Origin of the sequence: Paraburkholderia kururiensis JCM 10599 = LMG 19447, from assembly GCF_003986935.1 — a bacterium.
Lineage (GTDB): Bacteria > Pseudomonadota > Gammaproteobacteria > Burkholderiales > Burkholderiaceae > Paraburkholderia > Paraburkholderia kururiensis.
Genome location: NZ_RJZE01000026.1, coordinates 30,500 through 56,538, shown reverse-complemented (window position 1 = coordinate 56,538; position 26,039 = coordinate 30,500). Strand labels below are relative to the sequence as shown.

At 66.3% G+C, this 26,039-nt stretch carries 23 protein-coding genes; 16 read left to right on the top strand and 7 right to left on the bottom strand.

All coding sequences use genetic code 11. The features are described from left to right. From rbbA to PKKP23_RS26865, 3 genes are read right to left on the bottom strand one after another with little or no spacing between them, the layout of a single operon-like run. Positions 1-2,787 (bottom strand): ribosome-associated ATPase/putative transporter RbbA, encoded by a 2,787-nt coding sequence (gene rbbA / locus PKKP23_RS26875; protein ID WP_126879132.1) that lies wholly within the window; start codon positions 2,785-2,787, stop codon positions 1-3. Positions 2,788-2,796: 9 nt separating this feature from the next. Continuing rightward, positions 2,797-3,870, bottom strand: coding sequence for an HlyD family secretion protein (locus PKKP23_RS26870; RefSeq protein WP_126879131.1), 1,074 nt, complete (start codon positions 3,868-3,870; stop codon positions 2,797-2,799). Continuing rightward, positions 3,867-5,426 (bottom strand): efflux transporter outer membrane subunit, encoded by a 1,560-nt coding sequence (locus tag PKKP23_RS26865; RefSeq protein WP_126879130.1) that lies wholly within the window; start codon positions 5,424-5,426, stop codon positions 3,867-3,869. Before PKKP23_RS26865 ends, PKKP23_RS26870 begins: the two co-directional genes overlap by 4 nt. Before the next feature lie 230 nt (positions 5,427-5,656). On the opposite strand from PKKP23_RS26865, the gene PKKP23_RS26860 reads away from it, so the two are divergent. The 4 genes from PKKP23_RS26860 to PKKP23_RS26845 all read left to right on the top strand — a co-directional run bounded on the left by PKKP23_RS26860 (position 5,657) and on the right by PKKP23_RS26845 (position 9,766). Next, positions 5,657-6,544 carry an extracellular solute-binding protein gene (locus PKKP23_RS26860; protein ID WP_126879129.1) on the top strand — a complete coding sequence of 296 codons (888 nt, stop codon included), beginning with the start codon at positions 5,657-5,659 and terminating at the stop codon, positions 6,542-6,544. Continuing rightward, entirely contained in the window at positions 6,541-8,400 is a 1,860-nt protein-coding gene (locus tag PKKP23_RS26855) for an ABC transporter ATP-binding protein/permease (protein ID WP_126879128.1), read from the top strand. Before PKKP23_RS26860 ends, PKKP23_RS26855 begins: the two co-directional genes overlap by 4 nt. Before the next feature lie 177 nt (positions 8,401-8,577). Further along, positions 8,578-8,904 carry a DUF4148 domain-containing protein gene (locus tag PKKP23_RS26850; protein ID WP_033351106.1) on the top strand — a complete coding sequence of 109 codons (327 nt, stop codon included), beginning with the start codon at positions 8,578-8,580 and terminating at the stop codon, positions 8,902-8,904. Positions 8,905-9,061: 157 nt separating this feature from the next. Next, entirely contained in the window at positions 9,062-9,766 is a 705-nt protein-coding gene (locus PKKP23_RS26845; protein WP_126879127.1) for a hypothetical protein, read from the top strand. A gap of 13 nt (positions 9,767-9,779) precedes the next feature. Here PKKP23_RS26845 and PKKP23_RS26840 read toward each other — a convergent pair whose 3' ends face one another. Then, positions 9,780-10,814 carry a LysR substrate-binding domain-containing protein gene (locus PKKP23_RS26840; RefSeq protein WP_126879126.1) on the bottom strand — a complete coding sequence of 345 codons (1,035 nt, stop codon included), beginning with the start codon at positions 10,812-10,814 and terminating at the stop codon, positions 9,780-9,782. Between the two features lie 199 nt (positions 10,815-11,013). On the opposite strand from PKKP23_RS26840, the gene PKKP23_RS26835 reads away from it, so the two are divergent. The 10 genes from PKKP23_RS26835 (at position 11,014) to PKKP23_RS26790 (ending at position 20,332) form a co-directional block, all read left to right on the top strand. Further along, positions 11,014-12,081: an ABC transporter substrate-binding protein gene (locus PKKP23_RS26835; RefSeq protein WP_026121541.1), complete on the top strand. Its 1,068-nt coding sequence runs from the start codon at positions 11,014-11,016 to the stop codon at positions 12,079-12,081. A gap of 64 nt (positions 12,082-12,145) precedes the next feature. Next, positions 12,146-13,231, top strand: coding sequence for an ABC transporter ATP-binding protein (locus PKKP23_RS26830; protein ID WP_126879125.1), 1,086 nt, complete (start codon positions 12,146-12,148; stop codon positions 13,229-13,231). Beyond that, entirely contained in the window at positions 13,218-14,090 is an 873-nt protein-coding gene (locus PKKP23_RS26825; RefSeq protein WP_126879124.1) for an ABC transporter permease, read from the top strand. The genes PKKP23_RS26830 and PKKP23_RS26825 overlap by 14 nt, the downstream gene beginning before the upstream one ends. 15 nt (positions 14,091-14,105) lie before the next feature. After that, positions 14,106-14,903: an ABC transporter permease gene (locus tag PKKP23_RS26820; RefSeq protein ID WP_017775212.1), complete on the top strand. Its 798-nt coding sequence runs from the start codon at positions 14,106-14,108 to the stop codon at positions 14,901-14,903. Further along, positions 14,900-16,048 (top strand): NAD(P)/FAD-dependent oxidoreductase, encoded by a 1,149-nt coding sequence (locus tag PKKP23_RS26815; protein WP_126879123.1) that lies wholly within the window; start codon positions 14,900-14,902, stop codon positions 16,046-16,048. The genes PKKP23_RS26820 and PKKP23_RS26815 overlap by 4 nt, the downstream gene beginning before the upstream one ends. A gap of 7 nt (positions 16,049-16,055) precedes the next feature. Then, a complete protein-coding gene (locus PKKP23_RS26810) occupies positions 16,056-16,424 on the top strand; it encodes a (2Fe-2S)-binding protein (protein WP_017775214.1) in 369 nt (122 codons plus the stop codon). Continuing rightward, positions 16,414-17,820 carry an NAD(P)/FAD-dependent oxidoreductase gene (locus tag PKKP23_RS26805; protein WP_126879122.1) on the top strand — a complete coding sequence of 469 codons (1,407 nt, stop codon included), beginning with the start codon at positions 16,414-16,416 and terminating at the stop codon, positions 17,818-17,820. Before PKKP23_RS26810 ends, PKKP23_RS26805 begins: the two co-directional genes overlap by 11 nt. Then, a complete protein-coding gene (locus PKKP23_RS26800) occupies positions 17,813-19,009 on the top strand; it encodes an NAD(P)/FAD-dependent oxidoreductase (RefSeq protein ID WP_126879121.1) in 1,197 nt (398 codons plus the stop codon). Before PKKP23_RS26805 ends, PKKP23_RS26800 begins: the two co-directional genes overlap by 8 nt. A gap of 177 nt (positions 19,010-19,186) precedes the next feature. Beyond that, the gene (locus PKKP23_RS26795; RefSeq protein WP_126879120.1) at positions 19,187-19,540 is read left to right on the top strand and encodes a RidA family protein; all 354 of its coding nucleotides are present in this window, start codon (positions 19,187-19,189) and stop codon (positions 19,538-19,540) included. A gap of 114 nt (positions 19,541-19,654) precedes the next feature. Then, the gene (locus PKKP23_RS26790; RefSeq protein WP_126879119.1) at positions 19,655-20,332 is read left to right on the top strand and encodes an MgtC/SapB family protein; all 678 of its coding nucleotides are present in this window, start codon (positions 19,655-19,657) and stop codon (positions 20,330-20,332) included. 12 nt (positions 20,333-20,344) lie between these two features. On the opposite strand, the gene PKKP23_RS26785 is transcribed toward PKKP23_RS26790, so the two are convergent. Both PKKP23_RS26785 and PKKP23_RS26780 read right to left on the bottom strand, forming a co-directional pair. Next, the gene (locus tag PKKP23_RS26785; protein ID WP_126879118.1) at positions 20,345-21,757 is read right to left on the bottom strand and encodes a dienelactone hydrolase family protein; all 1,413 of its coding nucleotides are present in this window, start codon (positions 21,755-21,757) and stop codon (positions 20,345-20,347) included. A 123-nt stretch (positions 21,758-21,880) separates the two neighbouring features. Beyond that, positions 21,881-23,497 (bottom strand): phospholipase D-like domain-containing protein, encoded by a 1,617-nt coding sequence (locus tag PKKP23_RS26780; protein WP_161978149.1) that lies wholly within the window; start codon positions 23,495-23,497, stop codon positions 21,881-21,883. Positions 23,498-23,834: 337 nt separating this feature from the next. On the opposite strand from PKKP23_RS26780, the gene PKKP23_RS26775 reads away from it, so the two are divergent. Beyond that, entirely contained in the window at positions 23,835-24,662 is an 828-nt protein-coding gene (locus PKKP23_RS26775) for a CPBP family intramembrane glutamic endopeptidase (RefSeq protein ID WP_126879116.1), read from the top strand. 124 nt (positions 24,663-24,786) lie between these two features. Here PKKP23_RS26775 and PKKP23_RS26770 read toward each other — a convergent pair whose 3' ends face one another. Further along, the gene (locus PKKP23_RS26770) at positions 24,787-25,353 is read right to left on the bottom strand and encodes a helix-turn-helix domain-containing protein (RefSeq protein WP_126879115.1); all 567 of its coding nucleotides are present in this window, start codon (positions 25,351-25,353) and stop codon (positions 24,787-24,789) included. A 100-nt stretch (positions 25,354-25,453) separates the two neighbouring features. On the opposite strand from PKKP23_RS26770, the gene PKKP23_RS26765 reads away from it, so the two are divergent. Then, a complete protein-coding gene (locus PKKP23_RS26765; protein ID WP_126879181.1) occupies positions 25,454-25,981 on the top strand; it encodes a GNAT family N-acetyltransferase in 528 nt (175 codons plus the stop codon). Positions 25,982-26,039: the final 58 nt, after the last annotated feature.

The window sequence follows — 26,039 nt, the reverse complement described above, 5'->3', positions numbered from 1 at the left end:
TCAGCGGGCCTGTTTTTTCAGCAGCAGCGCGCTGGCGGTGAGCACCACCACGACCGCAATCGCGATGGGCACGAGCGAGCCGCCCAGCACTTCGATGCCGAGCCCCTTGGAAAACGTGCCACGCGCAATCGTCACGAAATACGTGGTGGGGAACACGGTGCCCACCAGCGCGGCGGAGCCCTGCATGGCCGAGACCGGGTTGATGATGCCGCAGAAGTTCACGGCGGGCACGAGCGTCAGAATCGTCGTGCCGAACACGGCTGCCACCTGGCTGCTGATGAACGACGAGATGAAGATGCCGATGCCCGTGGAGGCCGTCACGTAGAGCAGCGACCCCAGCATGAACATGAGCAGGCTGCCCTTGAACGGCACCTGGAACACCGTGAGCGTGACGAACCACAAGAGCATGGCGCTGATCATCGCGAGCGCGACGTAGGGCGCCTGCTTGCCGAGCAGAAATTCGAGCGAGGTGGCGGGCGTTACGTAGAAGTTGACGATGGAGCCCAGTTCCTTTTCGCGCACCACGCTCAAGGCCGCGAGCATCGCTGGAATCAGCATGAGCAGCAGCGGAATCATCGCGGGCGCCATGGCCACGAGGCTTTCCACGCCCGGGTTGTAGCGGTAGCGGATTTCCAGCTGGTATTGCCCTGGCATGGCCTGCTTGCCGAGCCGCTCGCGCATCTGCGCCTCGAGCCATTCCGAGTGCAGGCTTTGCACGTAGCCGCGAATGGTTTCGGCACGCTGCGCCATGGCGCCGTCTATCCACGCGGCGATCTGCACGGGGCGGCCGCGCTCGGCGTCGCGCGCGAAGTTGGGCGGAATCTCGATGGCGAGGCTGACGTCGCCGCTGCGCATGCGGCGGTCCATGTCGGCGTAGTCCTTGATGGGCGGCTTCTCCACGAAGTAGCGCGAGCCTTCGATGTTGAGCACGTAGTTCTGGCTCCCCACCGTCTGGTCGCGGTCCAGCACCGCGAACGAAAGATTGTCGACGTCGAGATTCACGCCGTAGGCCATCACGAACATGAGGATGACGCTGCCCAGCAGCGCGGTCGTGAGCCGAATGGGATCGCGCAGCAGTTCGAGCGTCTCGCGCCGCGCGAAGCTCGCCATGCGGCGAATGTCGAACGTGCTGTCGGGGCGGGACGCCGCAATGCGTTCGAGTCCGCGCGGCAACTGCGCTTCGGGTTCGGGCGGCGGCAGCGGCGCGGGTGGCGGCTCGTTGCCCATGGCGTCCTGCAGATAGCGGATGAACGCTTCTTCCAGTGTCGGTGCGTTACGGCTCGCCACGATGTTCGCGGGCGCGTCGCTCACCAGCACCTTGCCCGCATGCATGAGCGAGATGCGGTCGCAGCGCTCCGCCTCGTTCATGAAGTGCGTGGAGATGAAGATCGTCACGTTGTCCTTGCGCGCGAGGTCGATCAGGATCTGCCACAGCGCGTCGCGCGCCACGGGGTCGACGCCCGACGTGGGCTCGTCGAGAATCAGCATCTCGGGCGAATGGATCATCGCGACGCCGAGCGAAAGCCGCTGGCGGATGCCGAGCGGCAGCGCGTCGGGCAGTTCGTCCAGCACGCTCGCCAGATCGAAACGCTGCACCACTTCTTCGATGCGCGCTGCAATGGCCTCGCGCGGCAGCCGGAAAAGGCGCGCGTGAAGGTCCAGGTTCTGTCTGACCGTGAGTTCGGTATAGAGCGAGAACGATTGCGACATGTAGCCCACGCGCCGGCGCACGTCGATGTCATTGGCATCCACGGTGCGGCCGAACAGCGTGGCGTGGCCTTCGCTCTGCGCGAGCAGGCCCGTGAGCATCTTCATCGTAGTGGTCTTGCCGCAACCGTTCGAGCCCAGAAAGCCGAAGATCTCGCCGCGCGCAATGCGAAAGCTCACGTGGTCCACGGCCACGAAGTTGCCGAAGCGCATGGTGAGGTCGTCGGCTTCGATCGCAATGTCGGCCTCTTTCGACGGATCGCGCGGCGGGATCTGAATGGCGTGATGGCCCCGGCGCTTCTCTTCGGGCAACAGCGCGATGAAGGCGGCGTCGAGCGTCGCGGTGCCCGTGCGCTCCAGCAGCGCGGCCGGGCTGCCCGTGGCCAGCACGCGGCCGGCATCCATGGCCATCAGCCAGTCGAAGCGCGCGGCTTCTTCCATGTAGGCGGTGGCCACCATCACGCTCATGCCGGGCCGCGCGCGGCGAATTTCGTCGATCAGGTCCCAGAACTGGCGGCGCGAGAGCGGGTCCACGCCGGTGGTGGGCTCGTCGAGAATGAGCAGATCGGGGTCGTGGATCAGCGCGCAGCACAGGCTCAGCTTCTGCTTCATGCCGCCCGAGAGCTTGCCCGCGGGACGGTCGGCAAACGGCGCGAGGCCGGTGCTTTGCAGAAGGTCGCGAATGCGCCGCTCGCGGTCCGCACGCCGGTGGCCGAACAGCCGGCCGAAGAAGTCCGCGTTCTCGAATACGGAAAGCGTGGGGTACAGGTTCTTGCCCAGCCCCTGCGGCATGTAGGCGATGCGCGGGCAACTGGTGCGCCGGTGGTGCACGTCGGCCATATCGCCGCCCAGCACGGTCACGTGTCCGGTCTGGATGGCATGCGCGCCCGCGATCAGCGCGAGCAGGCTCGACTTGCCCACGCCGTCCGGCCCGATCAGCCCGACCATGCAGCCCGCGGGAATCTCCACGCTGACCGCGTCAAGCGCCCGCACGTCGCCGTAGGTGAGCGAGACGTCGGTGAGGCTCGCGACGCAAGCCGCTTGCGCGGCGCCAACGGGTGTGGGCGAGAGAACGCTCATGAGGCGGCCTTACTGCGGCACGTTGACCGCAAGCTTCGCGGGCCACGCGGCCTTCTGGTCGATCTTGACCCACGCCACGCCGGGCACGCCGGTCTTCACGAGTTCGAGATGCTTGAGCAGCAGCGTGCGGCTGATCTGCGCCTTCACGCGGAACATCAGCTTTTCGCGCTCACTCGTGGTTTCCACGGTTTTCGGCGTGAACTGCGCCGTGCTCGCGACGAACGTCACGGTGGCGGGTATGACCCAGCCCGGCGCGGCGTCCAGAATCAGGCGCACTTCGGCGCCCATCGCCACCTTGCCCGCCACGGTTTCGGGCAGGAAGAAGGTCATGTAGACGTCGGAGAGGTCCACCATGTTGAGCACGGTACCGCCTGCCGCGAGCACTTCGCCCGGCTCCGCGACGCGGTACTGCACGCGGCCGTCGCGCGGTGCCGTGAGCTGGCTGTCGTCGATGTCGGCGTTCACGCGGGCCACCGTGGCTTGCGCGGCGGCCACGTCGGAGTGTGCTGCCACCAGTTGTGCGCGCGTGGCGTCCACGGCGGCCTTCGCGGCGGCCACCTGCGCCTTCGCGGCACGCACCGTGGCGTCGGCGCTGCGCATGCGGGCGCGGTCGTCGTCGAGTTCCTGCATGGACGATGCCCCTTCGCGCGAGAGCGTTTCGGAGCGCGCCAGCTTGCGCTGCGCGGCATCGAGTTCCGCTTCGCGCTGCGCGACCACGGCCTGGGCGGCCGCCACGTCGCTTTCGCGTTGTGCGATCAGTTGCTCGACGCTCGCCGCGCTGTTCACCGCGCCGCGCTGCTTCGCCTGCGCCTCGTCGAGCTGGGCGTCGAGCACGTTCACGTCCATCTTCGCGAGCGGCTGGCCCGCTTTCACGAAGTCGCCCTCCTGCACGAAGATGCTCTCCACGCGACCGGCCAGCTTGGTGGCCACGTCGATCTGCGTGGCTTCGATGCGGCCGTTGCCGCTCGCGAAGCCGTCGCCGGGGCCGGCGTCGTGTAGGCGCGTCCACGCGTAATAGCCGGCCGTGGCCGCGATCAGCACGAGTGCGGCGGCGGGCAGCAGTTTCCTCGGTTGAAGCTTCATGGCGTGGAACCCTCTTGATTGGAATCTGCGCCGGCCGGCACGCCGCCGCCCAGCGCCGCGAACAAGGCGACGCGGCTCGCCAGCAGCGCGCGGCGCGTCTGCACGAGCTGCTGCTGCGCGGCGAGCAGGTCGCGCTGCGCGTCGAGCACTTCGAGGAAGGGCGTAGCGCCCGTGTCGTAACGCAGCTTCACGAGCCGCGCCCGCTCGCTCTGCGAGGCGAGCGTGGCGCGCGCAATGCGGGTTTGCTGCTCGAGCCAGTCGCGTGCGGAAAGCGCGTCGGCCACGTCGCGAAACGCGGCCTGGATGCTCTTCTCGTATTGCGCTACCGCCTCCTGCTCGCGCGCCTTCGCGAGCGCGAGGTTGCTGCGGTTGCGGCCCGCATCGAAGATGGGCACCGAGAGATTCGGCAGGAACAGCCACGCGCCGTTGGCCGAGCTGAACAGGTCGTGCAGGCCGGTGCTCGTGGTGCCGTAGGAACTCGTGAGTGTGATGCGCGGAAAGAACGCCGCGCGTGCCGCGCCGATGTTCGCGTTGGCCGCGCGCAGCTGATGTTCGGCGGCGGCGATGTCGGGCCGGTTTTCGAGCAGATCGGACGGCAGCCCCGCGCCGAGGTCGGGCCGCACGCTGGCGTCGTTCAACGGCGCGGTGGCCGGCGACAACTGCGCGGGCGCGCCAAGCAGCAGGTCGAGCGCGTGGGCCTCGGTAGCGCGTGCCTGTTCGAGCTGGGCGTCGAGCGTTTCGGCCTGTTGCAGCAGAATTTCCGCCTGCGTGAGATCGAGCCGCGCCACGGCGCCGGTTTCGAAGCGGCGGCGGACAATGCGCAGCGACTCCTGGCGGCTCGTCATGGTTTCGCGCGCCAGCGTGATGCGTTCGTCGTATTCGCGCAGGGCGAGGTAGGCGTCGGCCACCTGGGCAATCAGGCTCACGGTGACGGCGCGGCGCGAGGCGTCGCTCGCGAGGAAGTTTTCCAGCGCTGCGTCTTTGAGATTGCGCACGCGGCCCCAGAGGTCCAGCTCCCAGCTGCTTTCCATGACGCTCAGGCTGTAGAAGCTGCCCGTTATCGACGAACTGCCGCCCATGCCCGCGAGAAAGCCCGTGGGCGCGCGAAAGCGGCCATAGGTCGCGCCGGCGTTGACGGTCGGCAACTGGTCCGCGCGCTGGATGCCGTAGCTCGCGCGGGCTTCCTCCACGCGCTGCACGGCCACGCGCAGGTCGCGGTTGTGCGCGAGCGCCTCGTCGATCAAGGCCTGCAGCTGCGGGTCGGGAAAGTAGTCGCGCCAGCTGATCTGATTCACCGACGAGCCGCCCGGGGACGACGCAGCCGGGGCCGACGTGTCGGCGGGCCAGGCTGCGGGCACCGGCGCGGCGGGACGTTCGTAGTGCGGTGCGAGCGAGCAGGCCGCGAGTGCGACGGTTAGCGCGGCGGCTACCGTCGTAGCAAATGAGGTGGCAAGCGGGCCGGCCACGGCCGATGCCGCGGCCCGGCGCGACAGCGCGCCTGACCGTTGGCGGGTCACGTGCGGCGTTTCGGGGGCGGTGTGCAGGGGTAGTGTCATGACCGGGTCATTGCCGATGGACAGATTCGATCGAGCGCAACAGCGGGCGGCGCAACTGAATTTTTGCCTTGTCTGACTTTTGACCCTTGATCTGCGTCAGTAGCGGCATGATCGACCGTCCGGGCGACGGGCAAGGCGGGCCGGGGCGCGCACGGAATGCGCGACAGAAGGCGCGACAGAATGTGGAAGCGTCGTAATATATCGCTCTCTATAACGGTACGGGGAAGGCCATGTTGCGCAAGCTCGTTGTTTGCGGCGTGTTGTTGAGTTCAATGTTGGGTCTCGTGGCGCCAAAGAGCGCCCGGGCGGCCGACGAGGGAACCGTCAACGTTCTCTACGCGGGCTCGCTCGTCAATCTCATGGAGCGCAGCGTCGGTCCCGCGTTCGAAAAGGAAACCGGCTTGCGCTTTCGCGGCTACGCGGCGGGGTCGAACAAGATCGCCAACGAAATTCGCGGCAAGCTGCGGCGCGGCGACGTGTTCATCAGCGCGAGCCCGAAGGTCAACGCGAGCCTGACGGGCGCGGCCAACGGCGACCACGTGAGCTGGTACGTGAACTTCGCGGAGTCGCCGCTGCTCGTCGGCTACAACCCGCAGAGCCACTTTGCCGCGGCCTTCAAGTCGAAGCGCTGGGACCAGGTGTTGCAGGAGCCGGGCATCCGCATTGGCCGTACAGACCCGAAGCTCGATCCCAAGGGCGCGTTCACGGTTGAACTCATGACGAAGGCGGCGCAGCTGTATGGCCAGCCCGACCTCGTCGAAAAGACGCTCGGCGCGCCCGAGAACCCCAATCAGGTGCTGCCCGAAGAGACCCTGGTGGGCCGCTTGCAGTCGGGTCAGCTCGACGCCGGCTTCTTCTATTCGACCGAGACCTCGGACCTCAAGATTCCGGCGGTGCACCCGGCGCCTGAATTGCAGATCAAGGCGAGCTACACGCTCACCATTCTGTCCGACGCGCCGAACCAGGCGGGCGCCACGCGCTTCGTCAACTTCCTCCTTAGCGCGCAGGGCCGCGCGCTGCTGCACGAGCATGGCGTCGACGTGATCCGCCCGAAGGTGGTCGGCAACGTGCAGGCCGTGCCGTCTTCGGTGCAGGCCGTGATCGACGCAGCCCAATGAAGCGCACGGCAGGGCGGCCGCTCTTCGCGCTCGCCATCCTGCTCGCGGTCTATCTGTGCGCGCCGTTCGTGGCGAGCGTGCCGCAGATCGGGCACGCGGACTGGGCCGGCGTGGACTGGCGGGCAACGTGGTCCGCGGTAGGCGTGTCGGCCGCGAGCGCGAGCGTGGCGGCGCTCGTCATTCTGGTGGGCGGCGTGCCGCTCGGTTACTGGCTTGCGCGTTCGTCGTCGCGCGGCATGGCGCTGCTCGGCTTCGTCGTGCAGTTGCCGCTGGCGTTGCCGCCGCTCACGAGCGGCGTGCTGCTGTTGTTTCTGCTCGGCCCGTATAGCTGGATTGGCCGCCTGACGAACGGCGTGCTCACCGATTCGTTCGCGGGCATCGTGCTCGCCGAAACGTTCGTGGCCGCGCCGTTTCTGATCGTGGCGGCGCGCTCGGCGTTCGCGTCCATCGACCCCGTGTTCGAAGATGTCGCGGCCACGCTGGGGCACCGCGCGGGCAGTCGCTTTTTTCGCGTGGCGCTGCCTGTGGCGTGGCCCGCGATTCGGGCGGGGCTCGCGCTCGCCTGGCTGCGCGCGTTCGGCGAATTCGGCGCGACGGTGATGGTCGCGTATCACCCGTACTCGCTGCCCGTGTACACCTACGTCGTCTTCGGTGGACAGGGCTTGCCCGCGATGATGCCGCTGCTGCTGCCCACGCTCGTGATCGCCGTGGCGTGCGCCATGCTCTCCGTGTACAGCCGCGGCGTGCGCGATACGAAGACCCTGGCGCGGCCCGCGAACGGCGACGAGGCGGCATTCGCGCCGGCGTGTTCCGTGGCGGACGCGGCGGCGCAGCGTCTGCCGATGAATCTGACGTTGAGTCTCACGAAGCATCTCGGCCCGTTCAGCCTCGACGTCCACTGGGCGCCCACGACGCGCCGCCTCGCGATCATCGGGCCTTCGGGCTCCGGCAAGTCGCTCACGCTGCGCCTCATTGCGGGCCTCGAACACAACGAAGCGGGCAGCGTGCAACTGGGCGAACGCGACCTGGGCGCGTTGCCGCCGGAGCGCCGGCAGGTGGGCTACATGCCGCAGGACTACGGGCTCTTCCCGCACATGACGGTGGCCCAGCAACTGGCCTTTCCCGTGGATGCCGATGCCGCGGGCGCGCGCTACTGGGTCGAGCATCTCGGCCTTGCGACGCTGCTCGGCAGGCTGCCGCATCAACTCTCGTTCGGGCAGCGCCAGCGCGTGGCGCTTGCGCGCGCCTTGACGCGCCACAGTCACGTGCTGCTGTTCGACGAACCGTTCTCCGCGCTGGATACGCCACGTCGCCGCCGCTTGCAGCGGTCGCTGCGCGAGTTGCAGCGCGAGCTCTCGGCGGTCACGGTGATCGTCACGCACGATCCCGACGAGGCCGCGCTGCTCGCCGACGAAGTGCTCGTGCTCGAGCGTGGCCGCATGCTCCAGGCGGGCACGGTGGAGCACGTCTTCAGCCGGCCGGCGAACATGCGCGTGGCGGACCTGCTGGGGCTGCGCAACGTGGGCAGCGGCGTGATGCGTGCGCCGGGCGTGATCGAGGTGAACGAACGGCTCGCCATCGAAACGTCGGACCGATCCATCGCGGTGGGCGAGCACGTGATGTGGCGTGTGGCGTCGCGCGCCGTGCGACTCGAAGAAGGGTCGTGTGGGTTCGACGCGCGGGTGGAATCCGTCGAACTGCGCAACGGCGAGCGCTTTGCGCGCGTGGAGGTGGCGGGCGTGTCGTTCGATTTCGCGGCGGGCGAGACGGCGCTCGTGGAGCAGGCGCCTTGCCGGGTGGTGGTCGAGCCTGAGGGCGTAGCGGTGTGGAAGCAGGCAGTGCAGACGCAGGCATGACGGCGCAGCCGCACCCGACCCCACGCCGATTTAGATAACAAACTTGTAATCCACGGGTCAGCTTCCGGACAGTGCGCCAATACCACAATGGGTACAACTCTTCACCGACCACAGCGTGGAGAGCCCGAAGGCCGGTCCATGGTGGACACGGCCGCTATGCTCCCGGAGGTGAATACCATGAAGACCCTGATCCGTGCCCTGCTGCTCTCCTGCGCCCTGAGCGCGCCCGTCCTTGCTTTCGCGCAGACCGCGAATGCGCCCGTCACGCGTGCCGAAGTGCGTGCCGATCTGATTCAGGTGGAAAAGGCCGGCTATCGGCCTGGCAACAACGACGTGCACTACCCGTCCGACATCCAGGCCGCCGAAGCGAAGGTGGCCGCGCAGGACGACAGCACGCTCGCCATGCAGTCGATGGGCGGCATGGCGGCGGGTAGCGCGCAATCCGGCGTGGCCGCCGCATCCTCCACGACCACCAGCACGCCGTCGCTCTTCCTGCACCATTGAGCCGCGACCGCGCGCCACGCCGTGTTTCGTCAGAGAAGCGCGTGGCGCGCCACCCAGGCCATGCACCACACACCCCGCATGACGCCTAAAATCAGGAACACCGCCGGTCCGTATCTGGCATCCGGCACGCGGGTTCTTCTCCTGAGGACAGGCAGCCATGAATGCTCGAGACGTCCGTTTAGTTCGACCTCTCGCCGCGGCGTTGTCCGCGGCTGCTCTCGTTACGTCCGTCTCGCTCGCCTCATGCAACGGCACGGCGTGCTTCGGCATGGACCGCTGCGGCGGCGGCACAGGCCCGCTGCCGAGCGTCGGCGTTTCGGGCACGGCCGCGACGGGCCGGGCGCTCGCCGGCGCCGTGGTGAGTTTCGGTTGCGCGGACGGTTCCGCCTCCACCACATCGGACAGCGGCGGGCGTTACAGCGTCACGTTCAATGCCTCGCTTCCCTGCATTCTGGCCGCAAGCTCGGCCGGCACGACGTTGCATTCGGTGGTCTTCGCAGGCGGCACGATCAACACGACGCCGGAGACCGAACTCATGCTCGTCTACCTCGCGGCGCAACTCGGCACATCGGTGAGCGGTCTCGTCGCCAGCTTGCCGAACAATACGCGCTTCCAGCAGGCGCTTTCGAACGGGACCAACGTGCTGGCGGCGCAGTCCGCCGTGGTCGCGAACCTTCAGCAGCGCTACGCCGTGACGCTTGCGCAGCCGTCGTTTCTCACGACGCCGTTCGTCGTGGGGCAGCCCGGCGTGGATAGCGACCTCGATGCGCTCGCAAAGGCGGGCGCCATCGATTCCAACGGCCTGCCCGATGCCGCGGCCGTTTCGTTGCTGGCCCAGGCGGGCAGTGCGCATCCGCTGTAGCTAGCGGCAGCACTCAGCCCGCGGACCGCAGACGCCGCGCGGGCGCCGATTTAACCGCACGGCTGCCGCTGCGGTTGCCACTGCGGTCGTTACTGCGGTTATCACTGCCACTGCCGCGCGGCTGGCCCGCGCGGCCTTCCGTCACCTTCATCTTCATTTCATCCAGCAATTCCTCGTGCAACTCGCGCAGCACCTTGACGAACGCAGAGGCCAGCCTGTCGCGCGGACGGTTCGGCGGAAACAGCAGATAGGTGGGAAAAAGCACCGCGGGCGAGAACGGACGAATCGCGATGTCGGGCCCCGCGAAGTCGCGCGCCACGATGGGATGCGCGAGCGTCACGCCCAGTCCGCAGCGCACCAGCTCGCAGCAAATCGCGGTGTACTGCGCCTCGATGGCGAGCACCCGTTCCACGCCCGCGCGCAGAAACACCTCGTCCATCTGCGTGCGCGTGCCGTCCCCCTGGCATAGCGAAATGAACGACTCGCCTTGCAGATCCGCGGGGCGAATCACGGCCTTCTTCGCGAGCCGGTGGTGGGCGGGCAGCACGCACAGTGCGGGCACTTTCGAAAGCGGCTCCACTTCGCAGTTCGATGCTTCACTGATGTAGACCGCTACGCCCAGGTCGCAGAACTGCGAGGCCGTCCAGTGATTCACGGTGCCCGACGTATTCACGTGCAGCGACACCGTGACCTCGGGATAAAGCTTCTGAAACCGCTTGATGGCATGCGGCACGAGCGTGAGCCCGGCCGAGGGCATTGCCGCAATGCGCAGGCGCCCCGTGCCCAGGTTGCGGATCTGCGCCGCCGCATTCGTGAGCCCTTGCAGGCCCACATACGCGCGCTCCACTTCGCGGAAGAACGCGGTGCCTTCGCTCGTCGGAATGAGGCGGGCGCCCGTGCGCTGAAACAGCGTGAGCCCGGTCTCGCGTTCCAACTGCGAAATCAGGCGGCTCACGTTCGGCTGCGAGGTGAAGAGCGCTTTGGCTGCCGCGGTCATGGACCCTGCCACCATCACCGCCCGAAATGCCTCGATGTGCTTGAGATTCAACGTTGGTTCTCCTGTTTCCGTGCGACCGCACGCCCGTATTCACATGCGTCGGGGCAAACCCTAGGGTATATCAACTCTGCATAGGTCGGTATTTTATTCGTATTGGACGATATGGGTTGCTGCGCGCGAGACTTCGATGCATCGGCGGGAGGTACACAGCCGAACCACCGCTCCCCACATACGAATGGAGATCGCCGTCATGAACAAAGCGTTGCGCCACCGTTCCCTTTCAATGCCGCACGTGCTTGCCGCCGCGCTGGCCGTTGCCGGCGTCTTCGCCACGACGCTTGCCGCGCAGGCCGAAACCACGCTGTACGTCGCGAACGTCGGCGGCTCCAACGAGCAGCTCTATCGCCAGAAGATCATTCCGCCGTTCGAGAAAGCGCACGACGTGAAGATCGTCTACGTCGCGGGCAATTCCAGCGACACGCTCGCGAAATTGCAGGCGCAAAAGGGCCACCAGCAGATCAACGTCGCCGTGATGGACGACGGCCCCATGTACCAGGCCATGCAGCTCGGCCTGTGCGCGAAGGTGGAAGACGCGCCCGTCATGAAAGACCTCTATCCGCTCGCACGCCTGGGCGCGACGGCGGTGGGCGTGGGCATGGTGGCAACGGGCATCGGCTACAACGAACAGGCGTTCAAGAAGCTCGGCCTGCCCGCGCCGGATTCGTGGAAGGTGCTGGAAGACCCGCATGTGAAGGGCAAGCTCGGCGTGCCGCCCATCACGAACACCTACGGTCTGCACACACTCGTCATGCTCGCACGCATGAACGGCGGCGGCGAAAAGAACATCGACCCCGGTTTTACCGCGATGACGAAGCAGGTTGCGCCCAACGTGCTTTCGTGGGCGCCCACGCCCGGCGAAATGGACGGGCTCATGCAGTCCGGCGACGTGATCGTCGCGCCGTACGGCAGCGGTCGCGCGGTGGCGCTGCAAAACACGGGCTTCCCGCTCAAGTTCATCTACCCGAAGGAAGGCGGCGTCGCGCTGCAGGTAGCCGCCTGCGTGCTCGCGGAAAACGCGCAGCCGCAGCTTTCGCAGCAGTTCGTGCAGTACCTGCTGAGTCCCGAAGTGCAGGTGTTGCAGGCGCAGGGCATTGGCCTCGGTCCCGTGAACAAGACCGTGAAGCTTTCGCCCGACGTTGCCGCACGTGTGCCGTATGGCCCCGATCAGATCGCGAAGCTCACGACAATGGATTGGACCACGATCAATCAGCATCGCACCGAGTGGACCGAACGCTGGAACCGTTCGGTCGAGCGGTGAGCGGCACATCGCATGCAAACGCGCGCCGCGTGCGCGCCCGTGCTTCCGGCAAGGATGAACGTTGATGAGCTTCCTGACCCTCCAAGGCATTTCCAAACGCTACGGCGACTTCACGGCGATCGAGCACATCGATCTTTCGGTTGAGCGCGGCGAGTTTCTCTCGCTGCTCGGGCCCTCGGGCTGTGGCAAGACCACGACGCTGCAGATGGTGGCGGGCTTCGTCTCGCCCACCACGGGCCGCATCACGCTCGATGGCCGCGACATTACGCACGAGCGCCCCGAAAAGCGCGGCATCGGCGTGGTGTTCCAGAGCTACGCGCTGTTTCCGCACATGACGGTGGCGGGCAACGTCGGCTTCGGCCTGGAAATGCGCAAGATGAAGCGCGCGCAGCGCGAGGCGCGCATTGCCGAGGCACTCGAACTCGTGCGGCTGCGCGGGCTCGATGCGCGCTATCCGAAGGAGCTGTCGGGCGGCCAGCGGCAGCGCGTGGCGATTGCGCGCGCCATCGCGATGCAGCCCGAACTGCTGTTGCTCGACGAACCGATGTCGAACCTCGATGCGAAGCTGCGCGAGGAGATGCACATCGAACTGCGTGCCATCCAGAAGCGGCTCGGCATTACCACGATCCTCGTCACGCACGATCAGGTGGAAGCGATGACGATGAGCGACCGCATCGCCGTGATGCACGGCGGCAAGATTGCGCAACTCAGCACGCCATTCGATGCCTACGAGCGGCCTGCCACGCCGTTCGCGTCCACGTTCCTTGGCCGCACCAACACGTTGCAAGGCGAGGTGCTGCGCCGCAATCCGCGCTGCGCCGAAGTGGCGGTGGCGGGCACCACGCTGCACGTGCCGCACGAAGGCCGTCACGTGGATGGCGCCGTGAACGTCTATATCCGGCCCGAGAAGGTGCGGCTCGTGAACGGCGATGCGCGTGCCGGCGATGGACGGTTGATCGGCCGCGTCGTGACGCGTGTGTTCGTCGGCAATCAATGGCTGCTTGTGGTGGACACGGCGCTGGGCCGCATGCACGTGGCCCAGCCCAACTACGGCGCGCCGCCGCCCGACGAAGGCCACGAAGTCGCGCTCGCCTGGACCGATGACGACCTGCGCGTGCTGGGCCGGGAGGACACGCATGGCCACGCTTGACGACCCGCGCGGCGGCGCCGCGCCCTGGCTGCTCTCGGCACCGGCGCTGCTGCTTTTCGTGGGACTGTTGTTCGTGCCGCTGCTGCTCACGTTCATGCTCTCGTTTCACGTGTTCAGCGACGTGGCCGGCGTGCAGCCCGGCTATACGTGGAGCAACTATCTCGAAGTCGTGACGGACCCGTACTACGGCACGATCTTCCTGCGCACGGCCGGCCTCGCGTTTGCCGTGACGCTGCTCTCCATCGTGCTCGGCGTGCCGGAAACCATCGTGCTCGCGCGCATGCGCCGGCCGTGGCAGTCCATCTGTCTGCTGATCGTGCTGGGGCCGCTGCTTATTTCGGTCGTGGTGCGCACACTGGGCTGGCAGATCCTGCTCGGCAACAACGGTGTGATCAACAGCGTGCTGCGCGCGCTCGATGTGACCGACGAACCCATCCGCTTCGTCTTCACGATGACCGGCGTGATCATCGCGCTTACGCACGTGCTGGTGCCGTTCATGGTGATGTCGGTGTGGGCCACGCTGCAAAAGCTCGATCCGCAGGTGGAGTGGGCCGGGCGTTCGCTCGGAGCATCGCCGCTACGCGTGTTCCGTCGCGTGGTGCTGCCGCAGATTCTGCCGGGTGTGCTCTCGGGTTCCATCATCGTGTTCGCACTGTCGGCCTCGGCGTTTGCCACGCCCGCGCTGATCGGCGGGCGTCGCCTGAAAGTGGTGGCCACGGCCGCGTACGACGAATTTCTCGGCACGCTGAACTGGCCGCTCGGCGCGAGCATCGCGGTGCTGCTGCTGGTGGCGAACGTGGCGATCGTGATGGGCTGCAGCCGCCTCGCCGAACGCCGTTTCAAGCACATCTTCGACTAGCGCCACGGAGACGCCATGAAACAGAACGGATTCCTGGGCCTTGCCTACAACGCGTTGTTTCTCACGTTCATTCTTGCGCCGCTCGTCGTCGTGATGCTGGTCGCGTTCACGGACAAGGGCTATATCTCGATGCCTTTTGACGGCGCCTCGCTGCGCTGGTTTCGCGCGATTCTGGAAAACGGCGACATCGTCTCGGCCTTCTGGCTTTCGGTGCGGCTCGCGTTCGCGGCGGCCACCATCGGCGTGGTGCTCGCGGTGCCTGCGGCGCTCGCGATTGCGCGCTACCGCTTTCCGGGCCGCGGTGCGCTGATGGGCTTCTTCCTCTCGCCCATGATGATTCCCGCTGTCGTGCTCGGCATCGCGTTTCTGCGCTTTCTTTCGCTGCTGAAGCTGGGCGGCTCGTTCTGGGCGCTCGTTGCCACGCACGTGGTGATCGTGCTGCCGTATGCGCTGCGGCTGGCGCTTTCGTCGGCGGTGGGGCTCGACCGCGACGCGGAGCGCGCCGCGCTTTCGTGCGGTGCAAGCCGCTTCACCGCGTTTCGCCGCGTCGTGCTGCCGATGATTCGCACCGGCGTGGCGGGCGGCTGGCTGCTCTCGTTCATCCAGAGCTTCGACGAGCTCACGATGACCATTTTCGTCGCGACGCCGGGCACCACGACGCTGCCCGTCGCCATGTACAACCAGATCGCGCAGACCATCGATCCGCTCGTCACGTCGGTGTCAGCCGTGCTGATCGTGGGCACCGTCGTGCTGATGGTGGTGCTTGACCGGCTGGTGGGCCTCGATCGCATCCTGATTGGAGAAGTTCGATGACGTCTGCTGTGCAAACCAGCGCCGACGTGCTCGTCGTGGGCGGCGGTCTCGTCGGCTCCGCCGTGGCCTACGGCCTTGCCCGCGAAGGCGCGCGCGTGACGGTGCTCGATGAAGACGACGGCGGCTTTCGTGCGTCGCGTGGCAACTTCGGCCTCGTGTGGATTCAGGGCAAGGGCTACGGGCTCTCGCCGTATGCGCGCTGGTCGCGTAGCTCGGCGGTGCGCTGGCCGTCGCTGGCGGCGGCGTTGCTCGAAGAAAGCGGCGTGGACGTTGCGTTGCGCCAGCCCGGCGGCTTCCACTTCTGCTTTTCCGACGACGAACTCGCCGAGCGCGAGCGGCGCCTTGCCACCTTGCGCGACGAACTGGGCGAGTACCCGTTCGAAATGCTCGACCACCGCGAAGTGCGCGAGCGGTTGCCCGACGTAGGCCCCGCCGTGCTGGGCGCGAGCTACACGCCGATGGACGGCCACGTGAATCCGCTCAAGCTGCTGCGCGCACTGCATGTGAGCATGCAGCGGCGCGGCGTGCGGCTCGTGTCGGGCGAGCACGTTGCGCGCATCGATGCGGCGCCAGGCACGCAGGGCGGCTTCGTCGTGCACGGCCGGCATGGCACGTATCGCGCGGCGCGCCTCGTGCTGGCCGCGGGGCTCGGCAATCGCGCGCTCGCGCCGCTGGTCGGACTCCATGCGCCCGTGGCGCCGAATCGCGGCCAGGTGCTGGTCAGCGAACGCGTCGCACCGTTCCTTCACTACCCGACGCTCAACGTGCGGCAGACCGACGAAGGCACCGTGCAATTCGGCGATTCGATGGAAGAGGTCGGCTTCAACGACTTCACGACCACGCGCGTGCTGAGCGACATCGCACAACGCGGCGTGCGTGCGTTTCCGATGCTGCGTCACGTGCGCCTCGTGCGCATGTGGGCCGCGCTGCGCGTCTACAGCCCCGACGGTTTTCCGATCTACGACCAGTCCGAAGCGCATGCGGGCGCGTTCGTCGTGACGTGCCACAGCGGCGTGACGCTCGCGGCCGCCCACGCGCTGCGCATTGCCCCGTGGATTGCCGGGGCACATCCCATGCCCGACGAACTGCCAGCTTTCTCCGCGCGCCGCTTCGAAGACGCAGCTGAACCGATCCTCGCTCACTGACACCAACATGATTTCTCAGACTGGTTACCCGCTGTTCAAGCCGCTGCCGGCCGAAGGCGCGACGCCCGAAACCGCGCTCGCACGCATCTGGTTCAACGACCAGCCGCTTGCCGTGCCCACGGGCCGGTCCGTGGCCGCCGCGCTGCTCGCGGCAGGTGTGTCGCGTTTTCGCGCAACGCCCGTCTCGGGTTCGCCGCGTGCGCCGTACTGCATGATGGGCGCGTGTTTCGAATGCCTCGTGGAAATAGACGGCGTGCCGAGCCGCCAAAGCTGCATGGTGGAAGTGAAGGACGGCATGCGCATCCGCTCCCAGGAAGGCGCGCGCGACCTGCCGCCCGTGAAGGCCGACTTGCCGGAGACCGTTCATGGCCGCTGATTTCGCTTCGGAAAACGTCGACGTTGTCGTAGTGGGCGCCGGCCCCGCAGGCATGAGCGCGGCCACGCGCGCGGCGCGTGCGGGCCTTTCGGTGGTGCTGCTCGACGAGCAAGACGCCGTGGGCGGCCAGATCTATCGCGCCATTGGCCGCGCCGACGCGCAGCGCAAAGAGATCCTCGGCCCCGACTACGCAGCCGGTGCGTCGATTGCCGATGCGTTCGCGCAATCGGGCGCGCGGCACGTGGCGAATGCGTCGGTGTGGCAGGTCACGCGCGAGCACGCGGTCCACTACTTGAAGGACGGCAAGGTGGGCAGCTTCGAGGCGAAGCGCGTGATTCTCGCGAGCGGCGCGCTGGAGCGGCCGTTTCCCATTCCGGGCTGGACGCTGCCCGGCGTCATGACGGCGGGCGCGGCGCAGATCCTGCTGAAAAGCGCGGGCGAGGTGCCTGCTTCGGCGCCCGTGCTCGCGGGCTGCGGACCGCTGCTGTACCTGCTCGGCTGGCAGTACGTGCGCGCAGGCGTGCCGATTCGCGCGCTCGTCGATACGACGCGGCACGAGGACCGTTGGCGCGCGAAACGTCATCTGCTCTCGGCGCTGCGCGCGTGGCCGTTTCTGAGCAAGGGCCTGCATTTGATCCGCACGCTGCGCGAGGCGCGCGTGCCCATCTACGAAGCTGCGGACAACCTCAGCGTGGAGGGCAAAGCGGACGGTAACGGCGTGCAGCGTGCCACAGCGCTTTCGTTCACGAGCCAGGGTCGCACGCATCGCATCGAAGCCGACGTGATCCTGCTGCATCAGGGCGTGGTGCCCAATACGCAATTCACGCAGGCGTTGCGAGCAACGCATCGCTGGAACGACGCGCAACTCTGCTTCACCCCGCAGGTGGACGCATGGGGCGAACTCGACGTGCCCGGCATCTTCGTGGCGGGCGACGGCGCCGGCATTGGCGGCGCGCAGGCCGCGGCGGAGCAGGGCACGCTCGCGGCGCTTGCCGCTACGGCGCAACTGGGCGCCATCGATGCCGCTACGCGCGACCGCGAGGCCGCCGTGCATCGCGCGGCGCTGGAACGTGTGATGCGCATTCGTCCGTTCCTCGACAGCCTCTACCGGCCACGCGACGCGAACCGCATTCCCGCGGACAGCACCGTGGTCTGCCGCTGCGAGGAAGTGACGGCGGGCGAGCTGCGCGGCTTCGTGGCGCTGGGCTGCGTGGGCCCGAACCAGGCGAAGTCGTTCGGCCGCTGCGGCATGGGGCCGTGCCAGGGGCGCATGTGCGGGCTCACCGTGACCGAGGTCATCGCGGATGCGCGCAAGGTGTCGCCCGAGGAAGTGGGCTACTACCGCATTCGTCCGCCTATCAAGCCGCTTACGCTGGGAGAGCTTGCCGGTGAATGACGCCCTCGCTCTTGCTGCGAACGTCGTGGAGGAAGCCGACGTCCTCGTGATCGGCGGCGGCCTGCACGGCACGAGCAGCGCGTTTCACCTCGCACGACGCGGTGCGAGCGTGATCGTGCTGGAAGCCGACTACGTGGCACGCCATTCGTCGGGCGTGAATGCGGGTGGCGTGCGTACCTTGGGCCGGCCGTTGCCCGAGATTCCGCTTGCGCTCATGTCGCGCGAGATCTGGCATGCGCTGCGCGACACCGTGGGCGACGACGGCGGCTTCGTGCCTTCGGGCCAACTGAAGATTGCCGAGACCGACGCCGAACTCGATGAATGCCGCGAGCGCGTGGCCGTGCTCGAAGCGCACGGCTTCACGCACGAGAAGATCGTGGATCGCGAGACCGTGCTCGCCTTGGAGCCCGCGCTCGCAAAGCACGTGACGGGCGGCATCTGGGTGGAGCGCGACGGTTACGCGTTGCCGTTTCGCACCACAACCGCGTTTCGTCTCGCGGCGCAACGCCACGGCGTGCGCTTTCACGAAGGCACGCCCGTGACGCGCATCGAGCCGCGCGGCTCGCGCTGGATGGCTCACACCGCGCGCGGTGTGTTCGCGGCGCACAAGCTGCTGGTGGCGGCCGGTGCGTGGTCGGGCGAACTGGCGCGGCAGGCGGGCGAGCCGGTGCCGGTGCATCCCGAAGGGCTCATGCTGATGGTCACGCATCGCGTGGCGCCGTTCTGCCGCGCGACGCTGGGCGCCACAGGCCGGCCGCTATCCTTCAAGCAGTTCGACAACGGCACGGTGGTGATTGGCGGCAAGCTGATCGGCATCGCGGATCTGCCGGGACGCCACGGCGAAGTGGACTTTCTGCGGCTCGTGAAGAGCGCGCAGACCGTGGTGGACCTGTTTCCGCACTTGAGGCATCTGGGCATCAACCGCGCGTGGGCCGGCGTGGAAGCGTTCACGGACGATTCGCTGCCGGTCATCTCGGCAAGCCGTACCGCGTCGAACCTCTACTACTCGTTCGGCTATTGCGGCAGTGGCTTTCAACTGGGGCCGGGCTGCGGACGTCTGGTGTCCGAACTGATGCTGGACGGCGAGGCGTCGTTGCCGCTGGACGCGTTCGGGATCGATCGCTTCGATGCTGCGGTGCCTGCGTCTGCAGAGGTTGAAGGTTCCAATGCCCACGTCGCTGCGCATTGAGCGGTAGACGGGCCGCGTTTTTCAATCCTCTTTCAATCCTTTCTCATGCGTGCTGCGCCGCGCTCCTTTGCGACGCAGCACGCTACTGTCTGCCGCGCCACCGCGTCACCTCGTATTCCCGGCGCGGCTTCGTTCAACCTCTCGTCTCGCCGTCACGGCGAAGGAGCGCACAAGCGTATGTCCGATATCGTTCGTATCGAAACCAATCAGCGTATGAGCCGCGTGGTGAAGGCCGCGGGGCTCGTGTTTGTCGGCGGCCAGACGTCGGCCGATCCCGCGCCTGACGTCAAGGTCCAGACCGCGAAGGTGCTGGAGAAAATCGACGGCTTTCTCGCCAAAGCCGGCATCGACAAGACGCGGCTCGTTTCCGCGCAGGTGTGGCTCGCCAACATCGAGCGCGACTTCGCGGGCATGAATGAAGTGTGGGACGCATGGGTGCCCGAAGGTTGTGCACCCACGCGCGCCACGGTGGAGGCGAAGCTGGCCGCGCCGCATCTGCTCGTGGAGATTGCGGTGGTCGCGCTCGCGTAACCGTATGGGCGCCCGCATGCTGCGGTGCAGAGGCCACGCAGCATGTAAATGGCCTGCAAGGTAGGGCTTGCTGCCGTACCATGCCCCCATTGCCATGACCTGGGGTGTCCGCACATGATCGGCAACATCGAACTGTTATCGCGCCTGCTGCTTGCGGCGCTGCTTGGCAGTGTCATCGGCTTCGAGCGCGAACGACTCAACTGGGCCGCAGGCCTGCGCACGCACATGCTGGTGTGCGTGGGCTCCGCGTTGATCATGCTGGTGTCGGCGTTCGGTTTTGCCGACGTACTCGGCCAGAAGGACGTCGTGCTCGACCCGTCGCGGGTCGCCGCGCAGGTGGTTTCCGGCATCGGCTTTCTGGGCGCCGGGTCCATTCTGCTGCGTGGCGAGATCGTGCGCGGGCTCACGACGGCGGCGAGTTTGTGGTCCGTTGCGGGCATCGGGCTCGCGGTGGGCGGCGGCATGTACACCGCCTCGGTGGGCGCGACGGTCATCATCCTTGCCATTCTCGCGGGTGTGAAGCCGCTGGAACGGCGCTTCATTTCGGTGCGGCAGCGACGCAGCATCGAACTGGTGGTGGAGCGCGGCAGCATTTCGCTCGATACCATTCACAGCGTGCTCGACACGGGCAGCGTGCGGGTCAAGCAGTTCATCGTCCAGCAGTCGGAAGACGACCCCGATCTCGATGACGTATCCATCGCTTTTTCGCGCGTTACCGAAGGCGAATTCCAGGCCGTGTGCGAGCGGCTCGAAGCGATTGCTGGCGTGAAGTCGTGCAGGCGCGCCGAGTGAGCGGCATCGTGCTCAACGGTTCGTGCTCCAGACCACATCGCTATCCACGGCGTAGAGGCGGCAGCCGGTATGGCCCGCCGCGCACTGCACGAGCGCGGACGAGAGCGCATCGAGCCCCGACGCCGTGCCCCATGCGCCATCGGGCGCAATCGCAAACGCACGTGGCCGGCGTGCCTTGAGAAAGTCCGCGTAGGCGGCGCGCCCTTTGGCGGAGAGATACGGCACCGCGTTCGCATTGGCGAGCGCAGCGAAGTTCGTGCGCGGCGGGGCGGACGCGTCGCGCGGCCACACCACTGCGTTGTCCACGGCGTAGAGCCGGCAATACTGCGTGACGGCCCAGCATCGCTTCATCGCGGCCTCGCTGGCATCGAAACCGCCCGACGCCCATGCGCCGCTGGTGATGCCAATGGCGATCGCGCGCGGCAACGGCGCCGCGAGAAAACCGCGGTAGAGCTTCTCTTTCTGCGCGTCGTCCAGATAGGGCACCGCGCTGAGATCGCCGATGTCGGCATAGGACGTGGCGCGCGGACCACGCCCCGGCAGATACTCGGGATTCACTTCGCGGCCCGGCATACCGATGCTCGCAAGAAACGCGTCGGCCTTTTGCACCCATAGCGGCAAGCCTGCGCCGGAAGCCGTCATTGCGTGCGCGTCTTTCTGGAAGGGGCCGTAGTCCACCAGTTGCGCGCGGCCGCCGTTCGCCGTGTATTGGCGGAACATGGCCTGCCATGTGGGCGTGGCGAAGGTCTGATCGTTGTCGCCGTAGAACCACATGGAAGGCAGTTTCGTGCGTGCTCCCAGTTGCGCTGCGGCGGCGACGAGGCTCGCATCGGGCGAGTGGCAGTCGGACTCCTTCACGCCGCCCGCGAAGTTGAGCAGGCCCTTCACGTCAGGCGGATTCAGCGAGCCGAACGCGAGCGTGTTCCAGCCGCCCATGCTCTTGCCGGCCACGACGATGCGTGAAGCGTCGATGCCGGGCAGGTCTTTCACGTCGTCGAGCACCTTGCGGATGTCGCGCGCGGCGTCGAGCCCGATCGCGGTCACGTCGCAGCCGTGCGGCACCAACTGGCCTTCGGAGCCGGCGTAGCCGCGCATCATCGGCATGGCAACGGCATAGCCGCGCGAGAGGAAGTAATACGGGATGAATTCGTCGGCGACGCGCGGCGCATTGGCCGGGTCGTGCGAGGCGCCGTGATTGACGAGCGCGAGCGGAAACGGGCCGCCCCGCCCGGGCATGTACAGCGTGACCTGCAGCCGCACAGGCGGCGACGACTGCACCGGCACCATGACGATGCGCTCGTTGAGCGGGGCGCCGGGTTGCGTCGAAGACCCTGGCTCCGACACGGCGGCGCCGCCGCGCACGGGCAGCAGTGCGCCGCAGAGCGCGAACAGCAGCGAAACGAAGACTGAGGGGGAAGGCGTCATCCGGCGTGGCGGTGCTCTGCCTCGCTGCTTGCCATGCGAGGCCGTATCCGTACGAATGCTGATGCACGGTTAACGGCCGCGGCCGGAAAAACATGAGAGTTGGCGTTTCGCTCGCCAGAGCCGTCAGCTCGCGACCGGCGAGGCGAGGTTGGCCCAGTCGTGCAGGAAGATCTGCTGGAAATAGGCGGCAGCCTCGGCGTGGTGGATGATGAGCCCCGCGTCGCGGTTTCTCAGCGTGCCGTCCGCGGACCAGTTCTGGCTGCTCACCATGACCGTGCTGCCGTCCACCACGATGCCCTTGTTGTGCACATTCGCCTGACGTCGCAGCACGGAGGCGGGCACGCCGGCATTCGCGAGCTTTTCGACCCAGGCGTCGGTCTGGTACTGGCTCGTGATGAGGCGCACGTCGAGCCCTTTATCCACGAGTGTTTTGACTGCCGCGATCAGCGCGTCGTGGTCTTCGTCCCCGGCGTGGCCGCTCGGGTGGATGTACTGCGTCTGCATATAGAACGTCTGTTGCGTGGAGTCGATGAGCGCCTTGACGTGCGCGTGGTAGTTGTCCGGTGTGAGCAGCGGCTGGATGCGGATGGTGTCGGCGAGCGTGCGCGGCGCGAAGAATTCGCGCGGGGCCTTGCCGGCGGCGAACATCTCGAGCATCCCGGGCGGAACGCCTTCGTTGAGCATCGCCATGCGTGCCGCTACGCCGGCGCTTGTCGTTGCGGTCTGCGCGATGGCTTCGCTCGCCACGTCGTAGTCGTGCTGTAAAAACGCGCGGAACGTGGCGGCCAGTGTGTCGCTGGTGGCAATGACGTGCCAGTCGCGATCGCTATTCGCGGCGATCTTGCGGGCTGCGGCCGGGTCCGAGAGATCGATCTCCGGCTGGTTGCTGTTGTTCCAGTTGCCCGACGAGAGCCAGAACGTGTCGTCTTCGCGCACCGCGACCTTGATGTGATACGCGTTCGGATAGATCCACACAGGCGCCTTCGGGTCCGAATTCGTGAGCGCCCAGGTGCCGTTGAAATGGTCGCCGAGCGACTCGTGCAGGTCGGCTTGCGTCTCTTCGTCGGTCTGATCCGCCGTGTGATTTTTCGCAGGGTGGTCGAGCGTGAGCGTCATCGTCTTGCCGCCCGCGAGTGCGGCTTCGACGGCCGAGAGCACGTGTGCGGACGTGAAGTCGTACATGCCCACCACGAGATTCTCGCGAACGCCCGCGAGGAAATTCGAGAGCTGCGCCCAGCCGGCGTCGGGGCTCGCGTGCAGCACGAGCGTGACGGGCGCCGTCACTTCATCGAGACTCGCGCCTGGCGCAGGGGTGTAGGGCTCTTGCGGCTTGTGAGCGCGCGCGGCGAAGAACGCCGTGAGCGGGGCAGGGTGCTGCGGCGCGGCGTTGCCTTTGCCGTCGAAGAAAATCTCGCCGTCAAAGTCGGGTTGCCGAAGCTCCTGGCGCGCTTCCGCGAGGGCCAGATAACGCGCGGGGTCGAGCGCGCGCATTTGTTCCATCGGATTGGCAGCGCGCACGTCGACGGGGATGTTGTCGAGCGTGGCGGGCAAGTGCGCGCGCAGGGCGGCGACGTGATCGGGCTGGGCCGTGACGACGATGGCGTGCTGGGCTGGCGCCGCGGCAGTACGCCAGCTGAGGCCGGTGCGCACCGAAAGCACGCCTGCCTTCGCGAAGGTGCTCTGGTTTTTGTGTAGCGCGTTGAGTGCGTCTTGTGCGTTCGGTGAGTTCGACGCGGGCATGGCAGCCTCCTCCGTGGACGATGTAAGGCCCTTGCAAGCGCGCTGGCGTGCGGGCGTGCGGTGCGGCCAGCCCGTTCCTGCGCGTATCAACGCTTTCCATCGTGCAGGGCGCCTGTGGCAGCGGCGTGACGGGATTCGGTGTGGGAGGAAGTGGCGTTGCTGGCGTGCTGTTTTATGCGATGCGGAGCAATGCGATGCCGAGTGCTGCCCGAGCCGCCGCTCGCGGCCCGAAGTGCGACGCACTAAGGTTTTGCAGCCGTATTGACGATAACCCCGACGGGGACGCGCATTTCGCGCGTAGCGCGCAACAGCTTCGAACATCACGGACCATGAAGCCATGAAGCCGCCACAACACCAATATTGCTTTCCGAACCTGCTGGAAGCGTTCTTTGTGCTGGTCGCGTTGTACTTCGGGGAGATGCTGGTCAACGCGATCATCGCGCAGCCGGGCCGCAGCGCGGGGCTACAACCCATGGCGATCTACAGCATCGGCCGCGTGCTCGCCTATGGAATGGGCTTCACTGTGCTGCTGCATCACAGCAAGGCGACCTACCGTGAATTGCTGCACGAGAACGGCAGTTCGTGGACGGCCACGTTTGCGCTCTTCACGCTGCCCATCCTGCTGCTCGCGCTGGGCCTGCTGCTCGTGTGCAACCTGCTGCAGATGCTGGTCGTATTGCTGTTTCCGATGAGCCCAACCATGCAGGCGGGCAGCGAGCAATTCATGAAAGGCGGACTCGGCACGCTGGCGCTGGTCTGCGTGATTGCGCCCATCGTCGAGGAGATGCTGTTTCGCGGCATCATCCTGCGCAGCTTCCTGCGGCAATATCCGCCTGGCGTCGCTATCGTGCATTCGGCTGCCGTGTTCGGACTTGCGCACCTCAACGTGTACCAGTTCATGGTGGGCTTCGTGCTGGGCTGCGTGAACGGCGCGCTGTACCGACGCACGCGTTCGCTGCTGCCGTGCATGCTGTTGCACGCGTTTTACAACGTCGCGGTAGTGACGTCTGCCGTGTATCTCGGGGCGCGCGAATGGAACGCGGCGACGGCGGACTGGATGGCGCCGTGGCGGTTGTGGGCGCTCGCGAGCGGGGCGCTGGGGGTGTGGATGCTGTATCGGATGTTGTGGGGATCGGTGCGGGTGGGGGCGGGGGAAGGGGCGTGATTTTTGGAGGCGTTTGGCTGTCCGCAAACGGTCATTCCCGCTACAGCTTCGGCTTGAGAGAAAGCATCTCCCGGCACAGCACAAATGCCCATCGTTCGGAGGAGCGGCCTGCAAGCCATTTGTTCTAATTCTTCAGTACAGCAACTGCGTAGATACACGCGTGCGAACTTTCATTTTTGAATTCACAGTCGGCAGGAGGACCGAGTTCAAGGCAGTCCCCTTCCTCCAGCTCATGGCGCATCTTGCCTTCTACAAATACCAAAGTACCCTGTAACACCCAAATCAGCTGTCGTTGGAAGGCGTAGGCAGACGCCGGCATGGGAATCGCGGCGCCTGGCGGCAGTTCAATATGCACCAAATCAAGTGGCATATCCGAACGGGGCGAAACGTGACGTCGGCGATAGCCGCTCTGCGGGTCAGTCCAGACAGGTTGGTCTTTCTTCCTCAGCAGTCGTCCCTCCGGCATTTCTGCGCGGGCCATCAGCGTGGACATACTCAGACTGAAAGCGCCAGACAACCTCCCGAGAAGCATGGCTGTCGGGCTGCTCTCCGCCCTCTCGATTTTGTGAATCATTGCCCGTGACACCCCGGACCGTTCGGCCAAATCCGTCAGAGACCAGCCACGGCTTTCACGCTCGATTCGAATTCGCGCGCCAATGCGCACATCAAGGATATCTACTTTAGTGGACATAGGTTATATTATAATAGACAAGATAAGAGGGGCTGCGCTACCGCTATCCAATATAGTGGACAAACGCCGCATTATCGTGAACAAACAACAGGAGGGCAATATGCAGATACGGGACGCAAATGTGGGCGACATCGATGGCATCGTGGCGATTTACAACGATGCCGTGCTCAATACGACAGCAATCTGGAATGAGATTGCCGTCGATGCGGCTAACCGTCAGGCGTGGCTTGCAGAAAGACAACGTGTCGGCTACCCGGTCATTGTGGCCGTCGACGACGACCAGACAGTTCTCGGCTATGCGTCATTCGGCGACTGGCGGGCCTTTGACGGCTACAGGCACACGGTCGAGCACTCCGTCTACGTCAACAAGAACTGCCGCGGGGCTGGAACGGGGAAAGCACTAATGGTCGCGCTCATCGAGCGTGCGCGCTCTCTCGGTAAGCATGTGATGGTCGCAGGGATAGAGGCAGGAAACGATATCTCCATCCAGTTGCATCGGAAACTCGGATTCGAGCAGGTTGGGCTTCTGAAGGAGGTCGGAACGAAGTTCGGTCGGTGGCTCGACCTGGCCTTTCTCCAACTGACCATCGACCCACGCACTGAGCCGGACGCCAAGAAAGCGGAATGATAAATAGGCTTCCGTGCGCCTCGAACTCGGCTTAATTGCAAACGATATGTCAGGAGTC